We start from the raw sequence: 25,172 nt of genomic DNA on the forward strand, positions 1-25,172 counted from the left end.
GCCCATGGGACGCCTCGTCACCCCCGACGAGGTCGCCGCCGCCATCGTCTACCTGGCGAGCCCGGCGGCGGCGTCCGTCACCGGCACCTCCCTCGCGGTGGACGGCGGCATGCAGGGACTCCGGCTCCGACCGGCGACCTCATGAGGACCAGGACCCTCGGCCGCACCGACGTCGAGGTCACCGAGCTCTCCTACGGCGCCGCCGGCATCGGCAACCTCTACCGGCCGGTGACCGACAAGGAGGCCGCCGCCGCGATCGACGCCGCCTGGGACGCGGGGATCCGCACCTTCGACACGGCACCCCACTACGGCCTCGGCCTGTCCGAACGCCGCCTCGGCGAGGCCCTGCGCGACCGCCCCCGGGAGTCCTACACCGTCTCCACAAAGGTCGGCCGCCTGCTCGTGCCCGCCGACGGCGACGGCGACGGCCACGGCGCTGGTGACGGCGACGACCTGGCCAACGGCTTCGCCGTCCCCGCGACCCTGCGCCGCGTCTGGGACTTCAGCGCCGACGGCGTCCGCCGCTCCCTCGAAGCCAGCCTGCACCGCCTGGGCCTGGACCGGGTGGACATCGTCCTCCTCCACGACCCCGACGACCACGCCGAGCAGGCCCTCGACGAGGCGTACCCGGCACTGGAACGCCTCCGCGGCGAAGGTGTCGTCGGCGCGATCGGCGTCGGCATGAACCAGTCGGCTCTCCCCACCCGCTTCCTGCGCGAGACCGACATCGACGTCGTCCTCCTCGCCGGCCGCTACACCCTCCTCGAACAGGAGGGCCTCACCGAGCTGCTCCCCGAGGCCGCCGCCCGCGGCAGAAGCGTCCTCGCCGGCGGCGTCCTCAACTCGGGCCTCCTCGCCGAGCCCGCCCCTGGTGCCACGTACGACTACGCGCCCGCTCCGGAGCCCGTCCTCGACCGGGCCCGCCGGCTCAAGGCGGTCACCGAACGCCACGGTGTGCCCCTGCGCGCCGCCGCCCTCCACTTCCCGCTCGGCCACCCGGCGGTCGCGAGCGTCCTCACCGGCGCCCGCTCCACCGACGAGGTGCGCGACACCGTGGAGCAGCTGAGGGCCCCCGTACCGGCCGCCCTCTGGGACGAGCTGCGCGCGGAGGGTCTGCTCGCCCCGGATGTCCCGGTGCCCACGCCCCGGACGACGCCCCTGGACACGCCGCATGCGCCGCTCGACACGCCCCTTGAGGGAAGCCCGTCGCCGACGGAACGGTCGTGAGGGTCGCCCCGCCCACCGAGGTCCGCGCCGACGGCGTCGCCGAGTACGAGGCGGGATCAGTGAACGGGGTCAGCCGTCGGCCGGTACCGGGGGAGCGGCGCCCGTCAGCGTGGCCAGCTCGTCGGGGGTGCGCGGACCGGGCGCGTCGTCCGTCAGCAGGCCCCGCTCGCGCAGGAGCCGGGTGACCGCGATGCCCCAGGGGAGACGCAGCCCCGCCTGCTCGAGGAGGTCCGTGCGGGCCAGCATCGCGGCGACCGGGCCGGTCCGCGCGCCGGACGGGGTGAGCAGCGCCGCGTCGTCGGCCCACCGCAGCGCCAGATCGACGTCGTGGGTGGCCATCACCACGGTCGTGCCGGACCGGCGGAGCCCGTCCAGGGTGGCGAGCAGCCGTTCCTGCCCGTCGGGGTCGAGGCCCGCGGTCGGCTCGTCGAGGATCAGCACCCGGGGCCGCATCGCCACGGCGCCGGCGATCGCGGTCCGCTTGCGCTGGCCGTAGGAGAGCAGATGCGTGGGCCGGTCCGCGAGGGCGGAGATACCGAGCGCGGCGAGCGCCTCGTCCACCCGTATGCGCACCTGGTCGTCGGGCAGCCCGAGGTTCAGCGGCCCGAACGACACGTCCTGGGCGACCGACGCCGCGAACAGCTGGTCGTCGGGGTCCTGCACCACCAGTTGGACGGTCGTCCGCAGCCCGGTCAGGCCCTTGCGGTCGTACGACACCGGCCGCCCCTCGACCGTCAATTCGCCCGAGTGGGGCCGCAGTCCGCCGCTGAGCAGCCGCATCAGCGTCGTCTTGCCGCTGCCGTTGCGGCCCAGCAGGGCGAGCGCGCGGCCCTCCCGCACCTCGAAGTCGAGATCGCTGAGCACGGCCGGGCCGTCCTCGTACGCGAAGGACACACCCCGCAGGGCGACCAGCACGGGCTCGCTCATGTCAGCGGCCTTTCCAGGACGAAGGTGAGAGCGGCCACGGCCGCGAGGAGGACGACACTGGCCGTGGTGAAGCGGGCGGAGACCCGCGCCTCGGGCACCAGGACGCGCAGGGTGCCGTCGTAGCCCCGCCCGGCGAGCCCCGTCTGGAGCCGCGCCGCCCGGTCGAAGGCCCGCACGAACGCGGTCGCGCCGAGCCCGGCGAGCGACCGCCAGGTGGCGGCCCGTGTGGTGTGCCCGAGCCGGGCCGCCTGCGCGTCGCGGATCCGGCGGACGGAGTCCAGGAGCAGGAAGCTCATGCGGTACGTCACCAGGGCGACGTCCACCACCGGCGCGGGCACCCCGGCCCGCACCAGCCGCGGCAGCAGATCCGACATCGGGGTGGTGAACGCGAACAGCAGGACGCCCAGGGAGGCGGCTGAGGTCCGCAGCAGCAGCTCCGCCGCACGGACCGGACCGCCCTCGGCGAGGGTCACGAAACCGTCGGGCCCGCCGACCTGGACGAGCAGGGGCAGCGCCCCGGTCACACAGAACCCGAGCGGCACCCGGTAGGCGCGCCACAGCCGGCGGCGCGGCACGCCGGCCGGTCCGAGCAGCACGACGAGCGACGTCAGCAGGACCAGGGCCGCGCCGGGCCAGGGCGGCAGTGAGATCGCGAGCACGGTGAGGCCGAGCCCGAGCACGGCCTTGTCCACGGGATGGCGGCGGCGCCAGCGACTGCTGTGCGCCGCCTCGTCGATCGGCAGCACGGGGGCGTCAGACCTCTTCGGCGCCGGATTCGGCCGTCTTCGCGGTCTCCTGCCGCGCCAGCGCCCTCGCCTCACCCTGGCGGCGGCCCCGGTGCAGGCCGAAGTAGTAGGCGAGGACGCCCGCGCCGAGGGCGGCCTGGAGGGAGAACAGAGCGGACTCGATCTCACCGGAGGGCGGCTCGTACAGGGGGGAGAACCACGGCTTGTAGTCCGGCTCGATCTCGGTGATCGCGCTCTCGGCCTCCCCGTCCGCCCCCGTGAAGGGCTCCTTCTTGTGGTCGCCGAGCCCGAGTGCCAGCGGCAGCACGGCGAGCGCGGCCACGACGAGCAGCAGCAGGAGGTTGATCTTCGTGTTCCGGCTCATCGCGCCACCGCCTCGGTCGTCGTGTCCCGCTTGCCCGCCACGAGCACCCCGAGCCGCGTCAGCTCGCCCTTGCTCGACTGCGCCAGGAGCCGCATCACGAGCACCGTGAGCAGGCCCTCGCTCACCGCGAGGGGGAGCTGGGTGACGGCGAAGATGGAACCGAACTTGCCTAGCGCGCCCAGGAATCCGCTGCTCGGGTCCGGGAACGCGAGCGCGAGCTGGACGCTGGTGACGCAGTAGGTGGACAGGTCGGCGAAGAACGCGCCGAAGAACACCGCGACCATCAACGGTACGTCGTAGCGCCGCAGCAGTCTGTAGACGGCGTACCCGACCCAGGGGCCGACGATCGCCATGGAGAAGACGTTCGCGCCGAGCGTGGTCAGGCCGCCGTGGGCGAGCAGCAGGGCCTGGAAGAGCAGGGTGATGGTGCCCAGCACCGCCATGATCGGCGGCCGGAACAGGATGGCGCCCAGTCCCGTGCCGGTGGGGTGGGAGCAACTACCGGTGACGGACGGCAGCTTCAGCGCGGACAGGACGAAGGTGAAGGCTCCTGAGGCACCGAGCAGCAGCGTGCTCTCCGGGTGCTCCCTGACCTCACGGGTGAGTGACCGTACTCCGTGGACGACGAACGGCGTGGACGCGACACCCCAGGCGATCGCGTGCGCCGGAGGAAGGAAACCCTCGGCTATGTGCATGGCTCAGCAGACCCTCTCCAGCACCTCGTGGATGGTTGACGTGCCTTGGCCGGTCTCCTGGCTGACGGGTACCACCGCCCGTGCTCCGCCTTCCCGGGTCACAAGGACCCAGTGGCTGTCCGTGAGGACTGGAGCCGGACTTCCCGATCACAGTGGCGAGGGCCGCACCGGCATCACACCGGATTTCCCGTTCACCAAGGCGTGGTGACAGTAGTGCCCGCACAAGGCCGCTGACAAGCGCAGACAGGGGCGTGACGGCGGTGGTGAACAGCTCACACCCCGGCGCACGCCCCAGCCGTCCCACGCGGCGCACACCACAGGAGGCCCAACGCCCCTGCCCCATAGGGCGGATTTGCCGGTATGGCGGCCCTCCCGGTGCCGAGGGCCGCCTTTTGCCGGTGCGCGGACCCTGCGCTTGAATGCAGGCTTCGCACCTTCGGCACAAGGGAGTCAGCTGTGCACCGCCCGACCCTGGCACGCAGCACGCGCCGTCTCGGCGTCCTCACCGCGACCGCGCTCGCGGTCGCCGTCGCCGCCGCGGCACCGGCCGCGGCCCACGCGGAGGTCGAGGCGGAGGGCGCCCGCGCCCTCGACCAGAACGTCGAGCTGACCTTCTCCGCCGAGTCGGAGTCCGCCTCGGCCGGCATCACGAAGCTGGAGGTGATCCTGCCGAAGGGCATCGCCCCCGCCGACGTCACCTACGAAGAGGGGCCCAAAGGCTGGAAGTTCGCCGCCACAGACCGGGGCTACACCGTCTCCGGACCGAAGCTCGCGGTGGGGGAGGACGCCGAGTACGAGGTCACCGTACGGCAGTTGCCCGACGCCGAGTCGCTCGTGTTCAAGACCCTGCAGTCCTACAGCGACGGCAAGGTGGACCGCTGGATCGAACTGGACGACTCCGGCGGCGACGGGCACGGCCATGGCCACCCCGCGCCCCGTCTGGACCTGAAGCCCGCCGCGTCCGGCGCGAAGCTCGTCAGCCCCACCCCCAGCCCTTCGGAGGAGCCCTCGACAGCGTCCCCTTCAGAGGAGCCCAGCGCCGAGAAGACCCCGGCGCCGTCGGCGAAGCCCGCGGCGGACGACACCGACGACGGCATTCCCCTGGCCGTCCCCGTCGGTATCGGCGCGGCCGTCCTCGTCCTCGGCGGCGGCCTGTGGTGGTGGCGAAGCCGCCGCGAGGGCTCCGCCTGACCCTTCGTCGACGCGAACGGCCGGGTGCCTGCTGTCGATTGGGCGCACCGGCCCGGCCTTGGGCACCCGCTGAGCCGCACGGACCCTGCATCGAGTGCTTCCGGGCTTCGGCCGCGGGGCCTGCCGCGACCTGACCGAAACGTGGCACGGGCTTTACTGCGACTTACTTGCAGCTACTCATCACCGGCACAAGGCTGAGGGGGCCGACCGCTCGACGACAGAAGGCGCACGTCCATGGCCACAGCCTCCGAGACCGCCCGCCCGGCCCCCGCCGGGGAGGGCGGCTTCTCCTGGCGTCGGATCCGCGCCTCTCTGACCCGCGAGGAGTGGGCGAGCCTCGGCGCGATGGCCGCGTTCATCCTGGCCCTGCACCTCGTCGGCTGGTTCACGCTGGTCGTGATCGTGGCCCCCGAGCACTACAGCGTCGGCAGCAGGACCTTCGGCATCGGCATGGGCGTCACCGCCTACACCCTCGGCATGCGGCACGCCTTCGACGCCGACCACATCGCGGCCATCGACAACACCACCCGCACGCTGATGAGCGAGGGGCGACGGCCGCTGTCGGTCGGCTTCTGGTTCTCCCTCGGCCACTCGTCGGTCGTCTTCGCCCTCACCTTCCTGCTCTCCCTCGGCGTCAAGGCGCTCGCCGGGCCGACCCGGAACGCGGACTCCGGACTGCACGCCGTCACCGGCTGGATCGGCGCCACCGTCTCCGGGACGTTCCTGTACGCCATCGCGATCGTCAACCTGGTGATCATGGCGGGCATCTGGAAAGTGTTCCGCGCCATGCGGGCGGGCTCCTACGACGAGGCCGCGCTGGAGGAACAGCTGAACAAGCGGGGCCTCTTGAACCGGCTCCTCGGCCGGCTGATGCGGTCCATCACCAAGCCGTGGCAGATGTATCCGCTCGGGCTGCTCTTCGGCCTCGGCTTCGACACGGCCACGGAGGTCGCGCTGCTGGTGCTGGCGGGATCGGGCGCGGCCTCGGGACTGCCCTGGTACGCGATCCTGTGCCTGCCCGTCCTGTTCGCGGCCGGCATGTCACTGCTCGACACGATCGACGGCTCGTTCATGAACTTCGCCTACGGCTGGGCGTTCTCCCAGCCGGTCCGCAAGGTCTACTACAACCTCACCGTCACCGGCCTCTCGGTCGCCGTCGCCCTCATCATCGGCACGGTCGAACTGCTCGGCCTCATCACCGAGAAGACCCACCTCCACGGCCCGTTCTGGGACCGGGTCGCCGGCGTCGACCTCAACACCGTCGGCTATGTCGTCGTCGCCCTCTTCTTCGCGACCTGGGTGATCGCCCTGCTGGTGTGGCGCCTCGCCCGGATCGAGGAGAAGTGGACAACGGGCTGAACTCCGCGATTTCGTGTGTGAGTCGCCGGGGGAGCCGTCCGATCCGGTGTCGTCAGAGGCCCGCGTGGAGTCCGTCCGTGAGTCGTCCATGGCTGTGGCGCCAGCCCGTCGGGACCCGTAGGGCGTCCGCCAGATGCGGGTGGCCGAGGGGCAGGTCGGAGTGCACATGGGGCGCGGGCGACGTCGGCCACAGCCGCACGGCCAGCAGCGCCGCGGCCAGCGCGATCGTCCCCAGGGCGAGCGTCGTCCAGTCGAGTCCGGCCGTCGCGCCGAGCCAGCCGGCCAACGGATAGGTCAGCAGCCAGCAGCCGTGCGAGAGGGAGAACTGGGCGGCGAACGCGGCCGTGCGCTCCCCGGCCGGCACGGACCGCCGGATCAGCCGCCCGGTCGGCGTGAGCACCGCCGAGCACGCCGCGCCGAACGCGGCCCACACGCCGAGCAGCGCGGGCACCCGCCACGCGCCGCCCGGTGCCGCGGTGACGGCACCCAGACCGGCGAAGACGACCGTCAGCAGCAGCGCGGCCGGCAGCATCACCGCCCGGTCCGGCACCCGGTCCAGCAGCCGAGGCAGTGCCAGCGCCACCACCATCGACCCGGCCCCGTACGCGCCGAGCGCCAGCGGTACGGCGCCCTCGGACAGGCCCAGCACATCGCGGACGTAGACCACGGAGTTGACGGTGACCATCGCGCCGGCCGCGGCGACCGCGAGGTCCAGGGCGAGGAGCGCCCGCAGCCGGGGGACGGCGAGGAAGCCGCGGATGCCCGAGCGTCGACCGACCCCGGGCCCGGGGCGTGCCGTGCGTTCGGGCAGCACGGCCGAGACGACCAGCGCGGCCGACGCGAGGAAGCCGAGAACGGTACCGCTGAACAGCCAGTTGTAGGTGATGACGGACAACAGGGCCGCCGCGAGCGCGGGGGAGAAGAGGCTCTCCAGGTCGTAGGCGAGACGGGACATCGACAGCGCCCGCGTGTAGGCGCGCTCCTCGGGCAGCACATCGGGGATCACGGCCTGGAACGTCGGCGTGAACACCGCGGACGCCGACTGGAGGAGGAACACCAGGACGTACACCTGCCACACCGAGTCCACGAACGGCAGGAACACCGCGACCCCGGCACGCACCAGGTCCGCCGACACCATGAGCGCCCGGCGCGGCAGCCGGTCCGCGATCGCGCCGACGGCCGGGGCGACCGTCACGTACGCCACCATCTTGATCGCCAGCGCGGTGCCCAGCACGGACCCGGCGGCGGCGCCCGCCAGGTCGTACGCCAGCAGCCCCAGGGCGACGGTCGCGAGCCCCGTACCCAGCAGTGCGATGACCTGGGCGGCGAACAGATGCCGATAGGTGCGGTGACGCAGGACGGCGAGCATACGGGCGGCTCCCCTCTGCACGAAGGCTCGGCGTGACGGCCTCGGGCGACGGCACGGGCGACGGCGCGGCGTGACGGTCGAAGCGACGGCGCATGATGTCCTCCGAGTGTAGCCATCATGTGCGCATCTGCGCACATGATGGCCCTGGAGTCGCCGTCGCTTCGGCCGTCTCGACCGTCACGATCGGCCCACGGTCCGGCAGATGGCTCTAGGCTGGCCTCATGCCAGAACGCCACGCCGTGTCACCTGCACCCGGTGCGCATCTGCGCGCTCCCGACAGCGCGCGGCTCACCGAGGCGACCGGGGTGTTCGCGATGCTCTCCGACGTCACCCGGCTGCATCTGCTGTGGCTCCTCGCGCAGGGCGAGTCCGACGTCGGATCCCTGGCCGAACGCTGCGACGCGTCCCGGACCGCGGTCAGCCAGCACCTCGCGAAGCTGCGGCTCGCCGGGCTCGTGCAAACCCGCCGCGAGGGGCGCCACATCCACTACAGCCTCAGCGACGGACATCTGCGGCGCCTGGTCGTCGAGGCCCTCAGCCACGCCGACCACCGCGTCAGCGGACAGGCGCCCCACGACTGACCCCGCGCATGTGCGCGGAAGAGGGCTCAGACGGGGTCGATGGACCCGAGGGTGGGGACGACCTCCTCGATGGAGCCGTCGGCCGCGAACACCAGCCGGTCCAGGGTCGACTCACGGTGCGTGCCGTCGCCGCGCGGCGTTCCGGGGCCGGGAACCGCGAACCGGTGGTAGCAGATGAACCAGTCGTCGGTGCCGGGGACGTTCACGACGGTGTGATGACCGGTGGCGAGGATCCCGTACTCGGGCCGCTTGCGCAGGATCACCCCCTTCTTGGTCCACGGCCCGAGCGGCGAGGGGCCGGTGGCGTAGGCGACCCGGTAGTCCTCGCTGCGGGTGTCGTCCTCCGACCACATGAAGTAATAGACGCCCCGCCGCTTGACGACGAACGCGCCCTCGCGGAACCCCTCCGGGGTGAACCGCCGCACCCGCTCCGGGTCGAACGACACCATGTCGTCGTGGAGCGGCACCCCGTACGCCTCGGTATTGCCCCAGTACAGGTACGTGGTGCCGTCGTCGTCCCGGAACACGGCCGGGTCGATCATCTGGCCGGCGTAGTCGTCCCGTGCGATGAGGGGCCGGTCGAGCGCGTCCCGGAAGGGGCCCGTGGGACTGTCCCCGACGGCGACGCCGATCTGCTGGTTCGCGCAGAAGTAGAAGTAGTACGCCCCGTCGCGCTCCCCGGCGGTCGGCGCCCACGCGTACCGGTCCGCCCAGCTCACATCGGTCTCCAGATCCAGGACGACCCCGTGGTCCTGCCAGGTGACGAGGTCGTCGGAGGAGTGGACCGTGAACCGGGTGCCGCCCCAGTCCTCGAAGCCGTCGGTCGTCGGGTAGATGTAGTAACGGCCGCCGAACTCCTGGATGTTGGGGTCGGCGGTCAGCCCCGGCAGCAGCGGGCTGCGCATGGGGACGGCCTCGACCGTCCAGGTGCGCCGGGTGCCGTCGGCGGCCGTGACCGTGTACGGCCGCGGGGTGCGGAAGTCGCGTGGGGTGCCCGACGGCGGGTCGATGCTCGCGCCTGCGGCGAGGTCGAAGTCGGGTGCGAGCGCGTCGAGTTCGGTGCCCGGATGCAGTGGCAGCACGACCTTCGAGGTGTGCTCGTCGACGAGGGCGTACGCCTTCAGACCCGTACGGATGTGGGCGTCGACGACGGATGTGCCCGGCGCGTACGCGGCCAGCAGCCGCTCGTACTCGGCCCGGGTCACCGGCAGGACGGAGCCGTGTCGGGCGCCGGGCGGCAGGGCGTGGTCCTCGCAGGGCGTCCACCTGCCGGAGTCGAGGTCGGTGGTCTCGAAGGGGACGTAGCCGCGCCCGCTGAACTCGTCGATGAACAGGTACCACTTGGCCTCGGTGTTGGACCTGAACACGATCGGGCCCTCGCCCTGCTCGATCGCCCCCATCCCCACGCGGTCGGCCACGAACGCGTACGACGTCGCCCGCAGGTCGGCCGACCTCTCCACGGTGATGAACTTCCCGCCGGGCGCCTCGGGCGAGTGGGCGCGCTCGTCCTTGGTGAAGCGGTAGTAGGTGCCGTCGTGCCGGACGACCGTGGAGTCGATGACGGAGTGACCGGGGTCGTTCCAGAGCCGGGGTTCGCTGAAGACTCGGAAGTCGCGGGTGGTCGCGTACAACATCACGTTGTGCGTGTCGGCGGTGCGCTCCGGGTCGTCGGCGGCGTACAGCCTGGAGGCCCAGAAGACGACGTACTCGTCCCGGTCGGGATCGTGACACGCCTCCGGGGCCCAGAGGTTGCCGGCGGTGTCTGGGGCGAGGCGGACCAGTCGCCGGTCGGTCCAGTGCACGAGGTCGGTGCTGTCCCAGACCATGAGCGCGGTGCTGCCGGTGCGCTGGACACGGTCCCAGTCGCCGACCTGCTCGCCGTGCATACGGAGGTCGGTGGCGATCAGATGGAACCCGTCGCCCCGCGGCGAGCGGATGAGGAACGGATCACGCAGGCCCTTCGTCCCGAGGTCCGACGTCAGGACCGGCGCGCCGCCGTTCAACTCGCGCCAGCGGAGGGGGTCGTCGCCCCGGCTGAGCGCGAACCGGATCTGCTCGCCGTCCGGGCTGCCCTCGCCGGTGAAGTAGACGAAGACGTAACCGGCGTACTCCTGCAAGCCGACCTCCAGAGCTGCGAGCTTTTGACGCTTCCTGTTGGAAACCCGCCGAAGAGTGTTGCTATTTGGGTCGACGCACGTCAATCGTCGAACTGTCCCCGGACACCATCGAAAGTTTCGACCGTGGATGAGGGGCGCAGACACGTACCAGGCTGGCCCTCGTTTTCCGATGGGGAAGGAACGGCAACCATGACGAACAGCGCACTTCTGGTGATGGACGTCCAACGGGATGTCGTGGCCATCGCCGATGACGGTTCCGGCTACCTGCCGCGCTTGCGTAGAGCGATCGACGGTGCCCGAGCTGCCGACATCCCTGTGATCTACGTGGTGATGGGCTTACGGCCGGGTGATCGGCAAGTCAGCCCGCGCAACAAGGTGATGGCGAACGTGCTGCGGGCCGGCCTGTTCACCGAGGGCGCCCCCGGCACCGAGATCCATGACGACGTCGCGCCCCGACAGGGCGACGTGGTGGTGACCAAGAGGAGAGGGAGCGCGTTCTCGGGCAGCGACCTCGATCTGGTCCTCAGGGCACGCGACATCGACAGCCTCGTTCTCACCGGCATCGCCACCAGCGCCGTAGTGCTGTCCACCCTGTGGCACGCCATCGACCTGGACTTCGGTCTCACCGTCCTGGCGGACGCCTGCCTCGACACCGACCCCGAGGTCCACACGATGCTCACGGAAAGGCTGTTCCCGCAGTGGGCGGATGTGGTCACCGTCGAGGACTGGCTCAAAGTCATCGGCCAGATGCCGGCATCATGTCGCACCGACATCAGGTCACGTGAGACGTCATCTACCCCTTGATCGGTGCGGCCGATCTGGCGGCCTGCTCGATCTTCGCGCAGTACGCCGCACGGGCTTCCTCGTCGATCTGCGTCTCGTGTGCGGCGCGCAATCCGGTCCGGCCGTCGAGGCCCTCGCGGAGGATGTCGGCGTGCCCGGCGTGCCGGACGGACTCGGCGAGAACATGGACCATGACGGCGAACAGGTTCGTGTTGGGACGGGGCTCCGGCCACCACGGCACATGGCCGGGCGCGTCGAGGGCAAGCTCGTTGATCGTCGCGTCCGAGTGGTCCCACGTGCGCCGGTAGAACCCGATGATCTGATCGCGGGTCTCGTCCTCGGTCGCCCACAGATCGCTGCCGTTGTGGTCCTGCCACCGGGGCAGCGGCTCCGGGGAAGGGCGGTCGAAGACCTCGCCGAAGTATCTGGCCTCGACGGTGGCCACGTGTTTGACGAGGCCGAGGAGGTTGGTCCCGGTCGCTGTCAGAGGTCGGCGGGCGTCGTATTCGGACAGGTCGTCGAGTTTCCAGAGCAGCGCCTCGCGGTCCCGCCGTAGTCTCCCGTGCAGGTCGCGTTTCGCGAAGTCATCGATCATGCGGCATGAGCCTGCCATGGGGCCTTCGCGGTCTCAAGATCCAGTACGTGGTTCGGGACGGCAGGCGGAGGGCCCGGCCACTTCAGGGGCGACGGGGGTACTTCGTGGAGATGCCGGTGGGATACATGGTGACGACCACGATCTTCGCCTGGTGCACGTTCTTCGCCGTTGTCGCGCCACGTCGGCCTCGACCACTGGGGACCCTGAGTTTCTGGTGCGGCCTCGGCCTCAACGAGGTGCCGTTCGTGGGCATCTACGTCCTGGTGGCCTCCACAGCACTGGCCGCCGCCGAGGGCGATCTGGACTCCCCGGCCGCCAAGGTGACAGCGGCCGTGGCGGCCGTCACCGTCGTCGGCCTCGCTGTCTCCGCGTGGCGGGGCCTGCGTACGGATCAGGTGGTCGGCCGGGCTCTTGAACAGGGCCTCGGGGCCGACTGGCGGGCTCGTGTGCACGCACCGCTGCGCCGCCACCGGCCCTGGGCCCGCATCATGCTGCTGCCGGCCCTGATGCGGCGGCGTGACGTGCGGCGGATCCCCGACATCGCCTACGGCGACGCCGGGCGCCGGAACCTCCTCGACGTCTACCGTCGCCGCGACGCACCGCGGAACGCGCCGGTCCTGATCTACTTCCACGGCGGCGGGTTCACCGGCGGAGCGAAGAACCGCGAGGCCCGGCCCCTGCTCCACCGGCTCGCCGGCCAGGGGTGGGTGTGCATCAGCGCCAACTACCGGCTGCGGCCCGAGACGACGTTCCCCGGCCATCAGATCGACGCCAAGAAGGTCATCGCCTGGGTCCGCGAGCACGCCCCCGAGTACGGCGCCGATCCGTCGAGGCTGTTCGTGGCGGGCAGCTCCGCCGGCTCCAACCTGGCCGCCATGTGTGCCCTCACACCGAACCACCCCGAGTTCCAGCCCGGCTTCGAGTCGGCCGACACCTCGGTCACCGCCGCGATCTGCCTCTACGGCTACTACGGCCACTTCTTCGGCGAGGAGCCCGGCGAAACGGCTTCCCCGAACCAACCGTACGCGTACCTCGACCCCGGTGCGCCACCGTTCCTCATCGCCCACGGCACCAAGGACGCGCTGGCGACCGTGGAGGGCGCCCGGAACTTCGTCGACCAGCTGCGCCGGGTCTCGGACCGCGCCGTTGTCTATGCCGAACTGCCCGGCGGACAGCACTCGTTCGACCTGTTCCACTCCCCGCGCTTCGAGGCCGTCGTGGACGGCGTCGAGGCCTTCGCCGCCTGGGTCCTGGCTGCTCCGGAGCGCGCGCCTGACTCAACCCGGTAGGTCCCCGGTGTCTGCCGTACCGGCCACGGGGGTGAGCAGGGTGCGGAGGTCGATGACGCGGTAGCCGCGTGCCGTGATCGCGTCGAGGATCCGCGGCAGGGCCTGTGCGTCGATCACCTCGGGGCCGCCCTCGGACGTACCGACGTGCATCTGCACGATCGCCCCTGGACGCAGGGCGTCCAGCGCCCGGCCCACCGCGAGGTCCACGGTCATGCCGCCTTCGGTCCCCTTCCACCCGTTGGTGTCGGTGGTGAACTCGATGTCCGCGAAACCCAGGCCGTTGACCTCGTCGATCTGGGCAGCGCTGGTCTCGCTGTAGGGAAACCGGAAGAACGGCGTCAGGGACTGTCCTGCCACTGCCCCGGCCGCACGCAGGGCCTGGTCCGCCGCCTGGACCTCGCGGCGTCGTCCGGCTGCGGTCAGGTCATCGAAGTAGGGATGGCTGTAGGAGTGGTTGCCCAACCCGTGCCCTGCGGCCGCCACCTTCCTGACCACTTCAGGGTGGCGGTCGGCGAAAGCGCCGGTCAGGAAGAACGTGGCAGGCGTATGCCGGCGGGCGAGGTCGTCGAGAACGCTGTCGAGGCCGGCGTCGTTCCAGGCCGCGTTGAAGGTCACCGCGACCACCGGCTCAGACGTACGGATCACACGGTTCTCCGACCCGAACAGCGCCCGTAGACCGTCCGTGGTCGCTCCCGGGCGCGTCGAAGCGGCTCTCGCCATCCCGGTCGGCGGTCCGGACACCACCCCCCAAGCCGCGGCGAGAAGCCCGGCAGTCATCAGACGGCGGGTGACCTGACGGCGTGCAGTGAGAGAGTGCGTTTCCATGCCACCGTCATCGGTCGACCGATACCCGTCCTTGAGCGTGCACCGGGGAAAGCCTCCACGTCTTTGATGTCTTTACGGCAACAGCCCTCAGGCATCCGCGAACCAGGGGCGGCCCTGGGCCCAGTGGGTCACCCAGCCCGTGAAGCCGGGCTCGCCGGGCATCAGGGCCTCGGGTGACTGGGGGCCGAAGGGGAACGCGCCCTCGCCCGCGATCTGCCAGATGTGACCGCGCTGCGGACCGGTGACGATCAAGTGCCAGTACATGCCGCAGCCGTCGGTGCCCAGCAGCAGTGAGCCGTGATCGAACACGGGGTCCAGCCGGGCCTCGAACTCTTCCTCCGACAGTGTCTCCTCGTCACCCTCGTCCTCCCACAGCCATGCCGCCGTCAGCGGGAAGGGCTCGGCAAGACGGCGCTCAGGGCGATTCGAGCCCCAGTCCGAAGGTATGTCCGCGAGGGGCAGCAGACCGTAGTAGGGCGGTCCTGCGCGCAGCCCGTCGCAGATCTCCGCCACGAACGTCCGGTACGGCTCCGGGAGGAGGACGCCGTGCTCCGCCTCGAAGGACCGCACCGCCTCCCAGCCGGCCGGCGGCACCGCGTCGGGATGGGACGAGAAGATCTCGCGGAGGGCGGCCAACTCGGCCGGGTCGCAGGTTTCCGTGTTCATACGGATCATCATCCAGGATCTGAAGCTGCCGCTCTGGACGGCGAAGCCCGTACGCCGCTCCAGGCATCGAGGCGCAGGTCCCGGACGTACCAGTCGAGCCGCGTCCCGTCCTCCTCCTGTGTGCGCTTGCCGGGGGTGAAGCCGGACCGGCGGGCGACCGCGGCGGAAGCGACGTTCCCGGGCTCCACCCGGATCACGGCCTCCTTCCCTCCCTCGGCCGCGGCGTACCCCGAGACGAGGAGCACCGCGCGGGTGGCCAGTCCGCGCCCCCTCCAGGGCGGGTAGAGGCCGTAAGCGACATTGACCTGACCGGGAGCCAGGCCCGCCACGGTGAAGCGCAGGTCGATCGTCCCGGCCAGGACCTCGTCGGTGCCCACCCGGATGCCGAAGGCGCGCAGCGGGCCGGAGACCTCCCACTGCTCCTGACAATGCCGTAGGTACGCGTCGACGCCCTCGCGTGTGCTGCGACCGCCACTCAGCCAGCGAACCAACTCCTCGTCCTCACCGGCGAGATGGGTCTCCGCATCGTCCGGTCGCAGCGGGGACAGGGTGACGATCCCGTCGGACAGACTCACTTCACGCATCCGGTGATTCTTGACGCTTCGCACTGCGGCGCGCCATCGGATTCCGGGCGACCTCGGGGTAGAGCCCGCTGGGTGGTCGGGCGAAGGGTGGAGCCCCCGCCACGTAACGGGGAGCACTCCCCGGTTCAAGTGTTAAGGTCGGCCGGGTAAACGGGGATGGCTCCCCGTTCGGTTTCCGGCGGGCGGGGAGGCCGCGGGGGTCAAGGGGGAGGAGCGCCATGTCCAGTACCGCACTCGTGCTCGGCGGTGGTGGGCCGGTGGGCGGAGCCTGGATGGTGGGTGTGCTCGCCGGGCTCAGTGAGGCCGGGGTCGATCTCGGGAGCGCCGATGTCGTCATCGGCACGTCCGCCGGTGCCGTCTTCGGTTCCCGGCTCCGGTCCGGCGTCCCGGCCGCGGATCTCTACGAACGCCAACTCTCCGGGGCCGACGCGGTCCGGCTGCCGGTGACGGCCCGCCAGACCGCGACCTACCTCTGGGCGGCGCTCGGCTCCCGTGACCCCCAGCGGTCCGTCGAACGCCTCGGACGGGCTGCGCTCCGTGCCCGGACCGGCCAGGAGTCGGACGTCTTCGACACGGTCGGCCCGCTCCTGGGCGACGTACGCGACTGGCCCGCACGGGAGTTGCGGATCGCCGCGGTCGACGCGCTGAACGGGAGGACCGAGGTGTTCGACTCGGCGTCCGGGGTCACACTCCTCGAAGCGGTCGCGGCGAGCTGCGCCGTGCCCGTCGTGTGGCCGCCGGTCACCGTGGCCGGCCGACGCTGGATGGACGGTGGCAGCCGTTCGACCGCCAACCTCCAACTCGCCCGCGGGTACCGCCGGGTACTGGCCGTCGTACCCGTCCCTCGGGCCGTCGGCCCGCATCCGAGCGCCGCGCGGCAGGCCGCCGAACTCTCCGACGACGGAGCGCGTGTCGTCCTGCTCACCCCGGACAGTGCCGCGCGTCGCGCGATGGGCCGCAATCTGGCGGACGACACACACCGGCCCGCCGCAGCCCGTGCGGGCCACGCCCAGGCCGGCGCGCTGGCCCCCTCGGTCGTCGAGGTCTGGCAGGGGTGATGTGCGTCAAGGGCCGGGAAGCGAACCGCACGGCTTCCGGGCGCCGGCCGTTGGCCGCCCGCCTCAGCCCTCCAGCCGCCGCAGGCGTTCCGCGTCGCAGGTGCGGGGGCAGGTGGAGCAGGCCTCGGTCGGGCGGATCGTGTAGTAGAGGCAGCAGCCCCTGCGCGTGCGGGTCGGGTGCTCGTGGCCGTCGGCCGTGCGCAGTACGCGGAAGTCGGCGCCGCCCGGGAAGGGCGCGCGGGCGGCGGGCAGCACCTCCGACGCGGCCCTGACCCCGGCGGCCTCGTCGCCTCGTGTGCGCCCGAGGTACCAGAGCCCGGAGACCAGGTCGTCGGAGACCATGCCCCACAGAGCCCGCGATCCCCGGCGTACATACGGCCCGAACACCTCCAACACCGGCCCCATGTGGTCCGCCACGGCCGCCCGCAACTCGGCCCGCAGCGCCTCCTGGTGGGCGACCGTCCGCGCGCCGGTGAGCGCCGCCGCGGGGTCGTCCGGCAGGCAGGCGAGATCGGTTCCGGGGCGGATCTCGTACGTGCCCGACGCGACGTCCACCCGAATGTCGTCGGGAGCGATGCGTGGGACCCGTCGCTCCAGGTACCAGACACCGCTCATCAACAGGGCGACCGACCACACATAGTCATGGAGGGCCCGGGAGGCGGCGACATGGCGGGGCGCGGTGTGGTCGTGGCGGCTCAGGATCCGCGCGGCCTCGGCCTCGACGAACGCCTCCAGCCCTTCCTGACCGTCCGTCAACGTCACGGCTCCCGTGGTCATTGCGGGTGACGGCGCCATGGGGCCTTGGCCCGGTCCCGCGACTCGTACGGACAGCACCTCGCACATCTCGCCCAGGCGGCGGTAGGCGGCGGCGAGGAGACCCGCGACGTCCGTCGGGATGGAGGGGAGGACACCCGTGACGTGCGTGGGCGTGGCGGCGGGGAGGCCCGGGGCGTGCGGGGGAGCGGCGGCCCGGGGGAGCGCCAGGGAGGCCATGGTCATCGGCAACTCCAGAGCGTGAGGGAGTTTGGTGAGGCGAGGAGGTAAGCCTTACCTTAGCTGCAAGATCAAGTGTCGATGGCCAAGTGGGGTGCGGATCGTGAATCGCGGGGCTGACCAGACCGCCTCCGCGGCCCCCTTCGTCGCCGGCCCGCCCCGTCCGACCCCTCACCCGCCAGCGGAAGCCGTGCACCGTCCCATGCGCCTGTACCTCCTCGCCCTGAACCCCACCGAATCCGTCACCGAGGGTTTCCTGCCCGCCGCCGCCCGGCTCGGTCCGGACGTCACGATCCTCACCGACCAGCCGGACGCCCATCACACCGCGTACCCGGAGCACCCCGGTGTCGAGGTCCTCCCGTGCGACGTACGCGACTTCCGCGCCGTCATCACCCGGATCTCCACCCACCACCGGCCCGCCGCGGTCTTCACCAACAGCGACCACCTCCAGACCCAGGCGGCCCTCGCCGCGCAGTACTTCGGGCTGCCGGGCAAGGACTGGCGGGCCACCCTGCGCTGCAAGGACAAGGGCGAGATGCGCCGCAGGCTCGCCGCCGCCGGGGTGGACGCCGTCTGGTCCGCCGAGATCGCCGAACCGGCCGACCTGACCGGCCCGCCGGTCGCAGACGCGCCGTACCCTTGCGTCCTCAAGCCCCGCGAGGGCGTCGCCAGCGAGGACGTCGTGCTTGTCGAGAACCCCGCCGACCTCGTCGCCCACGGCAAGGAGATCCTCGCCCGCCGCCCCGGCGCCACCCTGGTCGTCGAGGAGTATCTGCCGGGTGAGCTGTACACCCTGGAGACCCTCGGAGACGGCCGCGTCCGGCAGGTCCTCGGCGGCTTCCACACCGAGGTCTCCCCACCGCCGTACTTCATCGAGGAGCGGATGACCTTCGTCCCGGCCCACCCGGAGCCGGTCGTCGCGCAGGTCCTTGCCCAACTCGACGCACTGGGCGTCGGCTTCGGCGCCTGCCACACCGAGTTCGTCGTCCACGAGGGCCGGGCCCGCGTCATCGAGGTCAACTACCGGGCCATCGGCGACCAGTGCGACCTGCTCCTCGCCGAACTGCTCGACCTGCCCCTCTTCGAGCACATCCTGCGCACCCACCTCGGCGAGCCGCTCCCCGCCGACCTGGAACCACGACGCGACGGCGCCGCCCGCCTGGAGTACCCGTGCGCCGACCGGGCCGGAACGCTCGTCGCGGCACCGCAGCCGACCGAACTCCACGCCGACGGCGTCCACCTGACGTACCGTCCGCTGCGCCGCATCGGCGAGCGGCACGAGTTGTACCGGACCAACCGCGACTACCTGGGTGTGCTCCGCGCGACCGGCACGGGTCAGGAGGCCGTCGATCAGGCGGTGGCCGACTTCCTCGCCGCACACAGATGGGAGATCCAGCCGTGACCTCCACCTCCATCTCTACCTCCGCCTCCGCCGCAGCCGCCCCAGCCGAGATGGCAGTCCTCACCGCAGCCACCGCGACCGCGGTCCTCACCGAAGCCGCCGTCCCGGAAGCCCCCGACCCCGTCGAGGCCGCCCTCCTCATTCGCGTGCTCAGCGCCCTGCTCCGCGAGAACGTCGTCGGGCTGCGGGAGAGCAGCACCCTCGTCGAGCGGCCGGACGGCCCCTGGCTGCGTCTGCCCGTCGGCGACGACGCCCTGCTGCTCCCCGTCACCGAGGACGGCTTCCAGCAGGTGTACGCCGCCCGGCTGCCGCTGCTCCTCCGGGAGTCGGACGGCACCGCGTATCCGACCTGCGCGAGTGCCCTCGCCCAACTGCGCGCCCTGGCCGACCCCGTCGACCACGGCGGTTTCGACGCCTTCGCCGAGGAGTGCCGTCAGACCCTCGTGGCGACGAGGCTGCACGACGACACCGCCGAGGAGGTCGCCGACGGGCTCGCCGAGCTGTACGGCACCGACCTCGCCGAATGGACGGGGCTGCGCGGCCAGTTGGCGTACGAGACCCTCGCCGCCCGGCTCGACCACCCCGTCTACCCGACCGCACGCGGCCGCGCCGGCGTCGACGAGCGGCAACTCCTCGCCCACGCACCGGAGTTCCACCCGGAGTTCCGGCTCCAGTGGCTCGCCCTGCCCCGCGAGTCCGTCACCGTCGCCGGGCAGCTCCCGGACGGGTGGCCCACCCCCTCCGCCCTCGGTCTAGCCGACCTCGACCGCACCCATGTCGTCCTGCCCGTCCACCCGTCGACCGTCGGCGCGCCCCTCGACGCCGCGCTCCGCGAGACCGGACTCGTGGGCGCGGCCGTCCTCGCCGACTGGCCGTACCTCGACGTCGTCCCCACCCTGTCGATGCGCACGGTCGCCCCGACCGCGGCTCCCTCCCTGCACCTCAAACTCCCGCTGGCCACCTCGACCCTGGGCCTGCGGAACAAGCGTTCCGTCAAACCCGGCACCCTCGTCGACGGCGCCGCCGGCCAGCGGCTGCTGGAGGCGGTGATCGACCGCGAACCCCGTTTCCAGGGCAGGGTGCTGCACGCCGACGAGACGGTGTACGCGCACGCCGGGCACGAACTGCTCGCCGTCCTGTGCCGCCGCTACCCCGGGGACCTCGACGCCGCCGTCGTCGTCCCGATGGCCGCCCTCCTCGCTGAGGCGCCCGGTGGTGGCCTGGTCGTCGATCACCTCGCCGCACACCACCACGGCGGTGACGTGATCGCCCTGTTCGACGCGGTGCTCACCCTGCTGTTCGACTGGCAGACGACCCTCTTCGGGTACGGCATAGCGCTGGAGTCCCACCAGCAGAACATCTCCCTGGTGTTCGGCCCCGCCCACGGTGAACTGCGGCTGCTGCTGAAGGACAACGACGGCCCCCGCGTCAACAGCACCCGGCTGACCGCCACACTCGGCGGCGGCACCTGGGGCTTCGACGACGACCGGACCTTCGCCCCCGGCGACCGGGCGGTGGCCGACGTGTTCACCACGATCACCGTGCACCTCTGCGCGGGCGCCTACGCGTTCGGCCTTGCCCGCCACGGGCGCGCCCCGCTCCCGGTGCTGCTGGACCTCGTACGGGACCGGCTCACCGAGGCCGTCGACCGGCTCGGCGGCGACGCAGCCGCCGCACTCCGGGAGCGGGTGCTCCACGCCCCCGAACTGCCGGTGAAGGCGATGGTGACCGCGGGGACCCTGCTCAGCAAGGAGCGATCGGGTGCCGCCGACATCAACAAGCACTACACGACCGGCCCCAACTACCTCCTCCGGGGCGGAGGTCCGGCGTGATGGCCGACCCACGACCGGCGATGCGCCCGGCGAAGCCGGCGATACGCCCGATGACCGGTCCGGCGACACGCCGGATGACCGGTCCAACGCCCGGTCCAACGACACGCCCGGCGACCGGTCCGGCGCCCCGTCTCGAAGCCGCCCCCTCGCCGCGCCCACGGGTGACGGAACCGTCGCCCCGCCCCTTCCCCTGACCCTCCCGCCCCACTCAGCCCCCCGCGTACCCGCTGGAGCCCCCGCATGCCTCCGCTGACCGACTCGCTCGGTACCGCTCACCTGCCCACCGCCGACGACGCCACGGCCCACACCCTCCTCAACTGCCTGCTGCGCGAGGTGGCCGGGCCCGAACGCCAGACCGCAGTCAGCGACGGCCACCTCCTGCTGAGACTGCCCCGCCGAGGCCCGCTGCTCCGCGTGGCCCTGCGCCGTACCTCCCTGCTCGGCGCCCACCGCTTCACCGGGCCGGTGCACGAGCAGACCGCGACCGGCTGGACGGCACTCGACTGGCGCCGCCTCGCCGAGTACACCCACGACGAACTGACCCTGCGCACCGGTGTCCGCAACGACGAGTTCCTGCACCAGATCGACTCCAGTCACCGCACCCTCGCCGCCGCGCTCGCCGACCGCGACACCGACCCCCACGGGCGCCCCGACTACCTCGCCTCCGAGCAGTCCCTGCTGTTCGGGCACCGCTTCCACCCCACGCCGAAAGCCCGCACCGGCGACGCCGACGCCTGGCGGTCGTACGCCCCGGAGGCCCGCGCCGTCTTCCCGCTGCGCCACCTCGCCGTACGCGAGGACCTGATCGCCCAGGAGAGCGCCGAGCCCGGCGCCACCGCCGTCCTCGACCCGGAACGCGGCGACGTCCCCGAGGGCTACCGGCTGCTGCCCGCGCACCCCTGGCAGTACGAGATGCTCCGCGAACACCGCCTGCTGCGGGACGCCCTCGGGCGCGGCGACATCCTCGACCTCGGGCCAGGCGGCACCGAGTACGCGGCCACCGCCTCCGTCCGCACCCTCTTCGACGGCGACGCCTTCCTGAAGTTCAGCCTCAACGTCCGCATCACCAACTGCGTCCGCAGACACGCCCGTTACGAACTCTCCGGCGCCGTCGCCCTCACCCGCGCCCTCGCCCCGGCCCTGGCCGACCTGGAGGCCCGCTTCCCCGGCAGCGCGCTGCTCCGCGAACCCGCCTACCGCAGCCTCGCCCTGCCCGGCCCCGACGGCACCCCCGACCGCGCCCTGCTCGAAGGCTTCGGTGTGATCGTTCGCGAGGGCCTGTCCCGGAGGCTCCCGTCCGGCACGACCCCGCTGCTCGCGGCGGCCGTCGCCGACGAGTACCCCACCGGCCCGGCCCACATCTCCCGGCTCCTGTCCGGACGCGGCCCCGAGGCGGCGCTCGACTGGTGGCGGGCCTACCTCCGCCTCCTCGTCCCGCCCGTCCTGTCCGCCTTCTTCGACCACGGCGTCGTCCTGGAACCCCACCTTCAGAACGTGCTGATCTGTGTCGACACCGACGGCATGCCCGCCCGGGTCCTCTTCCGCGACCTGGAGGGCACCAAGCTCGTCCCCGACCAGCACGCCGACACCCTCGCCGCCCTCCCGCCCGAGGTCGCCGGCCCGATGACGTACGACGCCCGGCGCGGCTGGGACCGGATCGTGTACTGCCTGCTGGTCAACCACCTCGCCGAGCTGCTCGCCGCCCTCGCCGATCTGCACCCCGAGACCGAGGCCGACCTGTGGGCGGCGGTCCGCGCCGTGCTGCGGGCCCACGCCGACGAGGAGAGCCGCCCGCCCTTCCTCGCCGCCCTGCTGGCCGGGGTGCCGCTGCCCGCCAAGGCCAACCTGCTCACCCGTTGGGAACGCAAGGCCGACCGTGAGGCCGGCTATGTCCGCCTGCCCTCGCCCCTCGCCGAGGACATCCTCCGCTGGAGCGCCCGATGACCGCCCCGACCCCCGCCGTACGCGACCGTGTCCTGTCCCTGAGGCCGACCGAACTCCCCGCCTACGTCTACGACATGTCGGCCCTGCGCGAGCACGCCGCCGGGGTACGGTCCGCGTTGCCCGACCGGGTCGAGCTGTACTACGCCGCGAAGGCCAACTCCGAGCCGGAGCTCCTCACCGCGCTCGGCCCGTACGTCGACGGCTACGAGGCCTCCTCCGGCGGTGAACTCGTCCATGTCGCCGAGTCCGTTCCCGGCCGGCCGCTCGCCTTCGGCGGGCCCGGAAAGACCCCCGAGGAGATCACGACGGCGCTGGAGCGCGGCGTCGAGCGCTTCCACGTGGAGAGCGAGCACGACCTGCGGATGCTCGCCGACCTGTCCCGGCGGATCGCGCCGGGCCGCCGGGTGGCGGTCCTCCTCCGCTTCAACCTCGCCGTCGCGGACGGCTCCCTCGCGGGCAGCGCCCTCGAGATGGGCGGGCGCCCCACCCCGTTCGGCATCGACCCCACCCGGGCGGCGGACGTCCTGCGCACCCTCACCGACGGGAGCTGCGCCCACCTCGAACTGCGGGGCGTCCACGCGCACCTGGCCAGCGGCCTCGACGCCCCCGAGCAACTGTCCGTCGCCCGCTCGATCGTCGACTGGTCGACCGGCCTCGGCGTGCCCCTCGCCGAGGTGAACATCGGCGGCGGCATGGCCGTCGACTACGCCGACCCGGACCGCCGCTTCGACTGGCCGTCGTACGGGGACGGACTTGCCCGTCTCCTCGACGACCACCCGGGACTGACGCTGCGCATCGAACCCGGGCGCGCCCTGACCGCCTACTGCGGCTGGTACGCCACCGAGGTGCTGGATGTGAAGCACAGCCACGGCGAGGAGTTCGCCGTGGTGCGCGGCGGCACCCACCATTTGCGCACTCCGGCGACCAAGGGCCACGACCAGCCCTGCTCGGTGCTGCCCGTGGGGGAGTGGCCCCACCCGTGGCCGCGTCCCACGGCCGAAGGGGACCGTGTCACCCTCACCGGCCAGCTCTGCACCCCCAAGGACCTCCTCGCCCGGAACGTCCACGCGCCGGGGCTCCGCGCGGGGGACAGGGTGGCGTTCTCCCTCGCGGGCGCCTACGCCTGGAACATCTCCCACCACGACTTCCTGATGCACCCGCACCCCGGGTTCCACTTCGTGGACTGAGCCGCCCTCTCCACCCCCCGGCCGCCGCCCCCACCGCTGCCGCGCCCGAACCGTCCGCCCTCCGCGACCGTCCCTCCGTGTGTGACCGTTGACAGGCGGGCGGGGCGGGCGCAGACTCATCACCACAACTTAGTGAACTGAATTTCACCTGACGAACATCTGACGAACCAGGTCGGCTCCCCGAGGCGGGACGCGGCTCGTCCTCAACGGCGAGGAGTACTACTCATGCACACCACCGTCGGCATCATCGGCGGCGGCCCGGCCGGGCTGCTGCTGGCCCGTCTGCTGCACAACGCCGGCATCGACAGTGTGGTTCTGGAACGCAAGGACCGGGCGTACGTCGAGCAGCGGCAGCGCGCCGGAATCCTGGAGCAGGCCACCGTCGACGTGCTGCGGGCCTGTGGCGCCGGCGCCCGTCTCGACGCCGAGGGGATGCCGCACGACGGCATCGAGCTGCGCTTCGCCGGCCGTGCCCACCGCGTCGACTTCCCCGAGCTGACCGGCGGCCGCCGCGTGTGGGTCTACGCCCAGACCGAGGTCGTCAAGGACCTGGTCGCCCTCCAGCTCGCCGACGGCGGCCCGCTGCTGTTCGAGGCCGAGGTGCACGCCGTGGAGGGCGTGGACGGCGACCGCCCGGTGATCCGGTACACGCATGAGGGTCGCGAACAGACCCTGACCTGCGACTACGTGGTCGGTTGCGACGGCTTCCACGGCGTGGCTCGCGACGCCGTCCCGGAGGGCGTGCGGACGACGTACGAGCGCACCTACCCCTACTCCTGGCTGGGCATCCTGGCCGACGCCCCGCCCGTCTACGACGAGCTGATCTACGCCCACTCCGAGCGGGGCTTCGCGCTGGCCAGCATGCGGTCGCCGTCCGTGAGCCGCCTCTACCTCCAGGTCCCCAACGGCACCGACCCCGCCGACTGGTCCGACGAGCGGATCTGGGACGAGCTGGACGCCCGGTTCGCCCTGACCGCGAACCCCGGCTGGCGGCTCAAGCGCGGAACCGTCACCGCCAAGGCCGTCCTGCCGATGCGCAGCCACGTCACCGAGCCGATGCGGTACGGCCGCCTCCTCCTCGCCGGCGACGCCGCCCACATCGTGCCGCCCACCGGCGCCAAGGGCCTCAACCTCGCCGCCACCGACGTCATCGTGCTCGCCCGCGCCTTCGCGCGGCTGAAGGAGACCGGGTCGACGGAGCTGCTCGACGCGTACTCCGACACCTGTCTGCGCCGGGTGTGGCGGGCCGAGCACTTCTCGTACTTCATGACCACGACCCTGCACGCCGACCCGGAGCAGCCCCCGTTCGAGACCAAGCTCCAGCTCTCCCAGCTGCACCGCGTCGCCACGTCCCGCCACGCGGCGGCCGAACTGGCCGAGAACTACACCGGGCTGGCGCTGGAAGGCTGACCACCCACCGGAAGGCTGACCACCCACC

At 72.1% G+C, this 25,172-nt stretch carries 23 protein-coding genes, 1 pseudogene and 1 riboswitch; of the genes and pseudogenes, 13 read left to right on the forward strand and 11 right to left on the reverse strand.

From position 1 onward, the window contains the following. Both M8J73_RS06440 and M8J73_RS06445 read left to right on the forward strand, forming a co-directional pair. On the forward strand, positions 1 to 145 hold a 145-nt coding region (locus M8J73_RS06440; RefSeq protein WP_249828396.1), incomplete at its 5' end, for an SDR family oxidoreductase. Next, positions 142 to 1,227 carry an aldo/keto reductase gene (locus M8J73_RS06445; protein ID WP_249828342.1) on the forward strand — a complete coding sequence of 362 codons (1,086 nt, stop codon included), beginning with the start codon at positions 142 to 144 and terminating at the stop codon, positions 1,225 to 1,227. The genes M8J73_RS06440 and M8J73_RS06445, both read left to right, overlap by 4 nt. Positions 1,228 to 1,296: 69 nt before the next feature. Here M8J73_RS06445 and M8J73_RS06450 read toward each other — a convergent pair whose 3' ends face one another. Genes M8J73_RS06450 through M8J73_RS06465 form a run of 4 tightly spaced genes read right to left on the reverse strand, consistent with a single transcriptional unit; the run spans position 1,297 to position 3,959 of the window. Further along, positions 1,297 to 2,154: an energy-coupling factor ABC transporter ATP-binding protein gene (locus M8J73_RS06450; RefSeq protein WP_055540455.1), complete on the reverse strand. Its 858-nt coding sequence runs from the start codon at positions 2,152 to 2,154 to the stop codon at positions 1,297 to 1,299. Further along, positions 2,151 to 2,900, reverse strand: coding sequence for a cobalt ECF transporter T component CbiQ (cbiQ, locus tag M8J73_RS06455; RefSeq protein ID WP_055540454.1), 750 nt, complete (start codon positions 2,898 to 2,900; stop codon positions 2,151 to 2,153). Before cbiQ ends, M8J73_RS06450 begins: the two co-directional genes overlap by 4 nt. A 7-nt stretch (positions 2,901 to 2,907) precedes the next feature. Further along, entirely contained in the window at positions 2,908 to 3,264 is a 357-nt protein-coding gene (locus M8J73_RS06460; protein WP_055540453.1) for an energy-coupling factor ABC transporter substrate-binding protein, read from the reverse strand. Further along, a complete protein-coding gene (locus M8J73_RS06465; RefSeq protein WP_055540452.1) occupies positions 3,261 to 3,959 on the reverse strand; it encodes an energy-coupling factor ABC transporter permease in 699 nt (232 codons plus the stop codon). Before M8J73_RS06465 ends, M8J73_RS06460 begins: the two co-directional genes overlap by 4 nt. 30 nt (positions 3,960 to 3,989) lie before the next feature. After that, a riboswitch (cobalamin riboswitch) is annotated at positions 3,990 to 4,173 on the reverse strand. Positions 4,174 to 4,415: 242 nt separating this feature from the next. Here M8J73_RS06465 and M8J73_RS06470 point away from each other — a divergent pair. Together M8J73_RS06470 and nicT are read left to right on the forward strand one after the other, a co-directional pair. Continuing rightward, positions 4,416 to 5,150: a DUF1775 domain-containing protein gene (locus M8J73_RS06470; RefSeq protein ID WP_055540451.1), complete on the forward strand. Its 735-nt coding sequence runs from the start codon at positions 4,416 to 4,418 to the stop codon at positions 5,148 to 5,150. Between the two features lie 234 nt (positions 5,151 to 5,384). Continuing rightward, the gene (gene nicT, locus M8J73_RS06475) at positions 5,385 to 6,509 is read left to right on the forward strand and encodes a Nickel transporter NicT (RefSeq protein WP_055540450.1); all 1,125 of its coding nucleotides are present in this window, start codon (positions 5,385 to 5,387) and stop codon (positions 6,507 to 6,509) included. 52 nt (positions 6,510 to 6,561) lie between these two features. Here the strand turns inward: nicT and M8J73_RS06480 are convergent, their stop codons facing one another. After that, on the reverse strand, positions 6,562 to 7,878 hold the full coding sequence (locus M8J73_RS06480) for an MFS transporter (RefSeq protein WP_055540449.1): 1,317 nt from the start codon (positions 7,876 to 7,878) through the stop codon (positions 6,562 to 6,564). 221 nt (positions 7,879 to 8,099) lie between these two features. Between M8J73_RS06480 and M8J73_RS06485 the strand changes: the two genes are divergently transcribed. Next, entirely contained in the window at positions 8,100 to 8,459 is a 360-nt protein-coding gene (locus M8J73_RS06485; protein ID WP_055540448.1) for an ArsR/SmtB family transcription factor, read from the forward strand. Between the two features lie 26 nt (positions 8,460 to 8,485). Here the strand turns inward: M8J73_RS06485 and M8J73_RS06490 are convergent. Beyond that, positions 8,486 to 10,570: pseudogene (locus M8J73_RS06490) on the reverse strand (glycoside hydrolase family 43 protein); the annotation flags it as partial. Between the two features lie 195 nt (positions 10,571 to 10,765). Between M8J73_RS06490 and M8J73_RS06495 the strand changes: the two are divergent. Next, positions 10,766 to 11,380, forward strand: a complete 615-nt coding sequence (locus M8J73_RS06495) for a cysteine hydrolase family protein (protein ID WP_055540446.1) — start codon at positions 10,766 to 10,768, stop codon at positions 11,378 to 11,380. Here the strand turns inward: M8J73_RS06495 and M8J73_RS06500 are convergent. After that, positions 11,370 to 11,954, reverse strand: coding sequence for a DinB family protein (locus tag M8J73_RS06500; protein ID WP_055540445.1), 585 nt, complete (start codon positions 11,952 to 11,954; stop codon positions 11,370 to 11,372). The two genes, M8J73_RS06495 and M8J73_RS06500, sit on opposite strands and share 11 nt — an antisense overlap. 110 nt (positions 11,955 to 12,064) lie before the next feature. On the opposite strand from M8J73_RS06500, the gene M8J73_RS06505 reads away from it, so the two are divergent. Then, positions 12,065 to 13,243, forward strand: coding sequence for an alpha/beta hydrolase (locus M8J73_RS06505; protein WP_055540461.1), 1,179 nt, complete (start codon positions 12,065 to 12,067; stop codon positions 13,241 to 13,243). Here M8J73_RS06505 and M8J73_RS06510 read toward each other — a convergent pair. The 3 genes from M8J73_RS06510 to M8J73_RS06520 form a co-directional block, all read right to left on the reverse strand. Then, positions 13,232 to 13,888, reverse strand: coding sequence for a polysaccharide deacetylase family protein (locus M8J73_RS06510; protein WP_240501524.1), 657 nt, complete (start codon positions 13,886 to 13,888; stop codon positions 13,232 to 13,234). The two genes, M8J73_RS06505 and M8J73_RS06510, sit on opposite strands and share 12 nt — an antisense overlap. 267 nt (positions 13,889 to 14,155) lie before the next feature. After that, entirely contained in the window at positions 14,156 to 14,746 is a 591-nt protein-coding gene (locus M8J73_RS06515) for an SMI1/KNR4 family protein (protein ID WP_055540443.1), read from the reverse strand. Further along, the gene (locus M8J73_RS06520; RefSeq protein WP_079055014.1) at positions 14,743 to 15,318 is read right to left on the reverse strand and encodes a GNAT family N-acetyltransferase; all 576 of its coding nucleotides are present in this window, start codon (positions 15,316 to 15,318) and stop codon (positions 14,743 to 14,745) included. Before M8J73_RS06520 ends, M8J73_RS06515 begins: the two co-directional genes overlap by 4 nt. A 218-nt stretch (positions 15,319 to 15,536) precedes the next feature. Here M8J73_RS06520 and M8J73_RS06525 point away from each other — a divergent pair, with 218 nt between their 5' ends. Next, positions 15,537 to 16,376 (forward strand): patatin-like phospholipase family protein, encoded by an 840-nt coding sequence (locus M8J73_RS06525; protein WP_055543257.1) that lies wholly within the window; start codon positions 15,537 to 15,539, stop codon positions 16,374 to 16,376. Between the two features lie 63 nt (positions 16,377 to 16,439). Here the strand turns inward: M8J73_RS06525 and M8J73_RS06530 are convergent, their stop codons facing one another. Further along, positions 16,440 to 17,219, reverse strand: a complete 780-nt coding sequence (locus M8J73_RS06530) for a (2Fe-2S)-binding protein (RefSeq protein ID WP_249828397.1) — start codon at positions 17,217 to 17,219, stop codon at positions 16,440 to 16,442. Between the two features lie 352 nt (positions 17,220 to 17,571). On the opposite strand from M8J73_RS06530, the gene M8J73_RS06535 reads away from it, so the two are divergent. The 5 genes from M8J73_RS06535 (at position 17,572) to M8J73_RS06555 (ending at position 25,144) form a co-directional block, all read left to right on the forward strand. After that, complete coding sequence (locus M8J73_RS06535) at positions 17,572 to 18,771, forward strand: ATP-grasp domain-containing protein (protein ID WP_055543017.1); 1,200 nt, start codon at positions 17,572 to 17,574, stop codon at positions 18,769 to 18,771. A 50-nt stretch (positions 18,772 to 18,821) separates the two neighbouring features. Then, positions 18,822 to 20,603, forward strand: a complete 1,782-nt coding sequence (locus M8J73_RS06540) for an IucA/IucC family protein (protein WP_249828398.1) — start codon at positions 18,822 to 18,824, stop codon at positions 20,601 to 20,603. A gap of 240 nt (positions 20,604 to 20,843) precedes the next feature. Next, complete coding sequence (locus M8J73_RS06545) at positions 20,844 to 22,547, forward strand: IucA/IucC family protein (protein WP_249828343.1); 1,704 nt, start codon at positions 20,844 to 20,846, stop codon at positions 22,545 to 22,547. Then, positions 22,544 to 23,734: a type III PLP-dependent enzyme gene (locus M8J73_RS06550; protein WP_055541558.1), complete on the forward strand. Its 1,191-nt coding sequence runs from the start codon at positions 22,544 to 22,546 to the stop codon at positions 23,732 to 23,734. The genes M8J73_RS06545 and M8J73_RS06550 overlap by 4 nt, the downstream gene beginning before the upstream one ends. Before the next feature lie 225 nt (positions 23,735 to 23,959). Beyond that, the gene (locus tag M8J73_RS06555; protein ID WP_249828344.1) at positions 23,960 to 25,144 is read left to right on the forward strand and encodes a 4-hydroxybenzoate 3-monooxygenase; all 1,185 of its coding nucleotides are present in this window, start codon (positions 23,960 to 23,962) and stop codon (positions 25,142 to 25,144) included. Positions 25,145 to 25,172: the final 28 nt, after the last annotated feature.

The sequence above is a fragment of the Streptomyces neyagawaensis genome, assembly GCF_023516595.1.
GTDB classification, from domain to species: domain Bacteria; phylum Actinomycetota; class Actinomycetes; order Streptomycetales; family Streptomycetaceae; genus Streptomyces; species Streptomyces neyagawaensis.